This is a genomic window from Mesorhizobium sp. M7A.F.Ca.AU.001.01.1.1 (assembly GCF_004022735.1).
GTDB classification, from domain to species: domain Bacteria; phylum Pseudomonadota; class Alphaproteobacteria; order Rhizobiales; family Rhizobiaceae; genus Mesorhizobium; species Mesorhizobium ciceri.
Genome location: NZ_RZPF01000527.1, coordinates 1 through 4,776 on the forward strand (window position 1 = coordinate 1; position 4,776 = coordinate 4,776).

6 protein-coding genes are annotated in these 4,776 nt (G+C 61.9%); all 6 read left to right on the forward strand.

Going from position 1 to position 4,776, the window contains the following annotated elements:
* Nucleotides 1–389: hypothetical protein (locus tag EN884_RS39080; protein ID WP_206617639.1), on the forward strand; the 389-nt coding region annotated here is incomplete at its 5' end.
* Between the two features lie 219 nt (nt 390–608).
* Nucleotides 609–2,633, forward strand: coding sequence for a conjugal transfer protein TraG (locus tag EN884_RS26155; RefSeq protein ID WP_063169233.1), 2,025 nt, complete (start codon nt 609–611; stop codon nt 2,631–2,633).
* Between the two features lie 116 nt (nt 2,634–2,749).
* Nucleotides 2,750–3,163 (forward strand): CopG family transcriptional regulator, encoded by a 414-nt coding sequence (locus EN884_RS26160; protein WP_063170364.1) that lies wholly within the window; start codon nt 2,750–2,752, stop codon nt 3,161–3,163.
* A complete protein-coding gene (gene trbB, locus EN884_RS26165; protein ID WP_024502850.1) occupies nt 3,160–4,128 on the forward strand; it encodes a P-type conjugative transfer ATPase TrbB in 969 nt (322 codons plus the stop codon). The genes EN884_RS26160 and trbB overlap by 4 nt, the downstream gene beginning before the upstream one ends.
* Nucleotides 4,129–4,140: 12 nt before the next feature.
* Nucleotides 4,141–4,449, forward strand: a complete 309-nt coding sequence (locus tag EN884_RS26170) for a TrbC/VirB2 family protein (RefSeq protein ID WP_024502851.1) — start codon at nt 4,141–4,143, stop codon at nt 4,447–4,449.
* Nucleotides 4,449–4,721 carry a VirB3 family type IV secretion system protein gene (locus EN884_RS26175; RefSeq protein ID WP_024502852.1) on the forward strand — a complete coding sequence of 91 codons (273 nt, stop codon included), beginning with the start codon at nt 4,449–4,451 and terminating at the stop codon, nt 4,719–4,721. Before EN884_RS26170 ends, EN884_RS26175 begins: the two co-directional genes overlap by 1 nt.
* Nucleotides 4,722–4,776: the final 55 nt, after the last annotated feature.

The following is a 4,776-nucleotide window of genomic DNA, read 5'->3' on the forward strand; positions in this document are numbered from 1 at the left end:
AGCCAGGGGAACTGCGGCAACTGTTGGAGGACGAACCTGCCTCCCCACCAATGATGGCGTTCGAGCCAGGGGAACTGCGGCAACTGTTGGAGGACGAGCCTGCCTCCCCACCAATGATGGCGTTCGAGCCAGGGGAACTGCGGCAGCTGTTGGAGGATGAACCCGCTTCCCCACCGATGATGGCGTTCGAGCCAGGGGAACTGCGGCAACTGTTGGAGGATGAACCCGCTTCCCCACCGATGATGGCGTTCGAGCCAGGGGAACTGCGGCAACTGTTGGAAGACGAGCCTGCCTCCACTTGGGCACAAATCAATTCGACCCCACATGCGCGAGCGGACGGTGTTCATCAGCCAGCCCAGGCGCCGTGGCTCCCTGAACGCAGAAGATAACTTTGCGGAGGAGCGGTCACGCAACTGTCGGCGGCGCCGGGCCTCAGGGTGAATGGAAAGGATGGAGTGGCGGATGGTGTCGCGTGAAGGCGCAACACGCGTGCTGACCGACCTGCATACGTAGGAAGTCGTTCATTGCTCCCAAATCGTATGTGAGGAACATTCCTGTCCCGGCTGCGCCGCGCGATGCTAGGTCGCGTTGTTCAGCGGGCCAAGCCGATGACACCTACGAAGCTACTGATCGGGCAGATCGCCGTTGTGTGCGCAATTGTCATTATCGGCGTATGGACGGCAACCCAATGGTGCGCTCAAATGCTGACCTACCAGACGCCTCTCGGCGCACCATGGTTTCTCTTCGCCGGCTGGCCAATCTACAAGCCGTGGAAGCTGTTTGAATGGTGGTTCCACTTCGATGCTTATGCGCCGGAGGTCTTCGACAAAGCCGGTACGCTTGCAGGCGCCAGCGGATTCCTGGGTTGTGCCGCCGCAATCGCTGGCTCGCTTTTGCGCGCGCGACAGCGCGGGTCGGTTACGACCTATGGGTCTTCACGGTGGGCCACGACTCATGAGGTCGAGACGGCAGGGTTGTTACGGCCGGCGGGCGTTTTCCTCGGTAGGCTGAACGATCGCTATCTGCGCCATGACGGCCCGGAGCACGTCATGGCATTTGCGCCGACGCGTTCGGGCAAGGGCGTGGGGCTGGTTGTTCCAACGCTACTTTCCTGGACCGGGTCTGCCATCATTCATGATATAAAAGGCGAAAATTGGCAGTTGACCTCCGGCTGGCGGTCGAAATTCTCGTACTGCCTTCTGTTCAATCCGACCGACCCGAGATCGGCACGCTACAACCCGCTGCTGGAGGTGCGCAAAGGCCCAGATGAGATCCGGGACGTTCAAAACATCGCCGACATCCTCGTCGATCCCGAGGGCGCGCTGGAGCGACGGAACCACTGGGAGAAGACCAGCCATTCACTCCTAGTTGGCGCCATTTTGCACGTGCTCTACGCTGAAGAGGACAAGACGCTGGCCCGCGTCGCCACCTTCCTGTCGGACCCGCAACGCTCGTTTGCCGCAACGCTACGGCGGATGATGACGACAAACCATCTCGGGACGGGGCATAACCCTCAGGTCCATCCCGTAGTGGCCTCGGCGGCTCGCGAACTCCTGAACAAGTCGGAAAACGAGCGCTCAGGCGTCCTCTCGACCGCCATGTCCTTTCTCGGGCTTTATCGTGATCCAACGGTCGCGGCGGCCACTTCGTCCTGCGACTGGCGCATCGCTGACCTAGTGGATGGAGAGCGACCGCTGTCGCTCTATCTGGTCGTGCCGCCTTCGGATATCTCGCGCACCAAGCCTTTTGTGCGACTGATCTTGAACCAGATCGGCAGGCGGTTGACGGAGCGTCTGGAGGGGGACCCGAAGAAGAGCCGTAAGCATCAGCTGCTCATGATGCTGGACGAGTTTCCGGCGCTCGGTCGCCTCGACTTCTTCGAAACGGCGCTCGCCTTCATGGCAGGTTATGGCATTCGCTCCTATCTGATCGCACAATCTTTGAACCAGGTTTCAAAGGCCTATGGCGAGAACAATGCTATTCTCGACAATTGCCACGTGCGAATTGCCTTTTCCTCCAATGACGAACGCACGGCCAAGCGCATCTCGGATGCCCTCGGCACCGCAACCGAACTTAGGTCGATGCGCAACTATGCGGGCCATCGGCTTGCGCCCTGGCTTTCACATGTCATGGTGAGCCGCCAGGAAACCGCGCGCCCGCTCCTGACGCCAGGCGAGGTGATGCAATTGCCGCCGTCAGACGAATTGGTCCTGGTTTCTGGGTTGCCGCCGATCCGCGCCAAGAAGCTGCGCTATTATCAGGATCAGAATTTCACAGATCGGGTGCTGCCTGCGCCGGTGCTGCACGACGGACCCTATGCGGACTGCCCTGCATCACGCCCGGACGGCTGGACTGGACAAGTGTGCAGCGTCGATAGCCGACTTGCTGCGGACGAGGAAAGCGCCGACGCGCCAGTTGAAGACGAGGGAGGCGTTCAGCAGCAACGCCATCCAAGCCTGCCCGAAGAAGACGTTGTTGTCTCTCAAGAGCCCGATCAGGCCGATCTGTACAAGCCCGCAGACGATGACAGCGAAGCGCTCGCGGACAAGCGTGTCATGGATCGGATTTCCACTGCGGCCCGCGTCTACGGTATCAACGAGGGCAGGGGCGACGATGTCATTCCCGGCTTCTGAAGTCCGCTGAGTTGCAGAGCGCACCTCAGCGTAGATAACGGCCATAAGCAATTTTGAGCGTCTGGCCGATGCTTCTCCCGTCGCCGGCGCAACGCCGGGCCGTCGGAACGATCCGCATGAAGCCGCACCGCATTCGCCATCAGTTTCTGCTTGAGCCGGAGCTCAGCGAGAAACTGGACAACCTCAGTCGCGATCCGTCAACGACCAAATCAGCGATCGTGGGGAAGGCGATCGAGGCGTTCATCGAGCGGCGTGGCGAGAGCGAGTTCGATCGGCGCTACGGCGTAAGGCTTGACCGGCTCTCCCGCGATCTTGCCCACGTCAGGCGCGATTCCGAGGTGATCCTGGAGAGCCTGGCGCTCTTCATCCGCTTTTCGATCACCCTTCACGCCCACACGCCGGTCCCGGATCGGGCAACGCAGGCTATTGCCCAAGAGCGTTTCGAGAAATTCGTTGAGAAGGTCGGCCGCCAGATCGCTTCCGGCAAAAAGTCGCTTAGCAAAGACAATGGTGGGGGAGGGGAAGGATGAGCTCTCATCCCGAGGCCGACCACCGGCGGCGTGTCATGCTGCGCACCGCCATGGGTCCGGCAATCACCGAAGCCCTGGCCGATCCGTCCGTCATCGAGGTGATGGTCAATCCCGACGGCGCGCTGCGACTCGACCGGTTAGGCGAAGGTCGGGTCGATACCGACGTTCACATGCACCCGTCCGAGGCAGAACGTATCATCCGCCTGGTTGCTTCGCACGTGCGCGCCGAGGCGCACGCCGACAACCCGATCGTCAGTGCCGAATTGCCGTCTGGCGAACGCTTCGAAGGCCTGCTGCCACCTGTGGTGTTGGCGCCATGTTTTGCCATCCGCAAGCCCGCCGCGAAAGTCTACACCCTGGCCGACTATGTTGCCGAACGCATCATGCTGCCGCTGCAGGCCGATGCGCTGAAAAAGGCCGTCCGCGAGCGGCGCAACATGCTGATCGCCGGCGGCACTTCCTCGGGGAAGACAACACTCGCCAACGCTCTGCTGGCTGAAGTCGCCGAATGCGACGATCGGGTGATCCTGATCGAGGACACACGCGAACTGCAGTGCGCGGCCAGGGACTGCGTTGCCCTGAGAACAAGGCGGGGCTCGGTCACCCTTGCCGATCTCGTGCGCTCGACGCTGAGGCTCAGGCCGGACCGCATCATCGTGGGCGAGGTGAGGGGCGCGGAAGCGCTCGACATGCTGAAGGCATGGAACACCGGGCACCCAGGCGGCATCGCTACCGTACACGCCAATTCCGCGCGCTCGGCTCTCTATCGCATTGAGCAACTCGCCCAGGAAGCGGTGGTCACCGTTCCCCGCCGGCTCATCGCTGAGGCGATAGATCTGATCGTCTTCATAGCGGGACGCGGCTCGTCGCGCCACATCGACGCAATCGCCGAGGTCACCGGTCTCGACGGCAGCGGCGATTACGCCGTTGCCCCGCTCACGCTTTCGCAACTCCAGCAGCTTTGAAAGGCCTTCCTCATGCGCAAGAAGCTTCGCTTTCTTTCGTCCACAGCGCTCGCGTTTCTTATCACGGCCCCGGTTTATGCCGCCGGCTCCGGCATGCCGTGGGAGCAGCCGCTGCAGCAGATCCTGGAGTCCGTGCAGGGACCGGTCGCCAAGATCGTTGCGGTGATCATCATTATCACCACCGGCCTGACGCTTGCCTTCGGCGACACCGCCGGTGGTTTTCGGCGCCTGATTCAGATCGTCTTCGGTCTGTCGATCGCCTTCGCGGCATCGAGCTTCTTCCTCTCCTTCTTCTCCTTCGGTGGTGGGGCGCTCGTCTGATGGCCGCCGGGGAGCAGCATATCGAGGGCTTCGCAGTACCGGTCCACCGGGCGCTGACCGAGCCGATCCTGCTCGGCGGGGCTCCGCGCGCGGTGGCGATCCTCAACGGTACAGTGGCCGCGGCCATTGGCTTCGGCTTGCAGCAATGGATTGCTGGTCTGGTGCTTTGGATCGCAGGCCACTCGTTAGCGGTGTTTGCCGCAAGACGCGATCCGGACTTCGCCAGCGTGCTTGTGCGCCACCTACGTCTGAAGGGGTGGCTTGCATGCTGAACCTTTCGGAATATCGAAGCAAAGCCGACCGGCTTGCCGACCATCTACCCTGGGC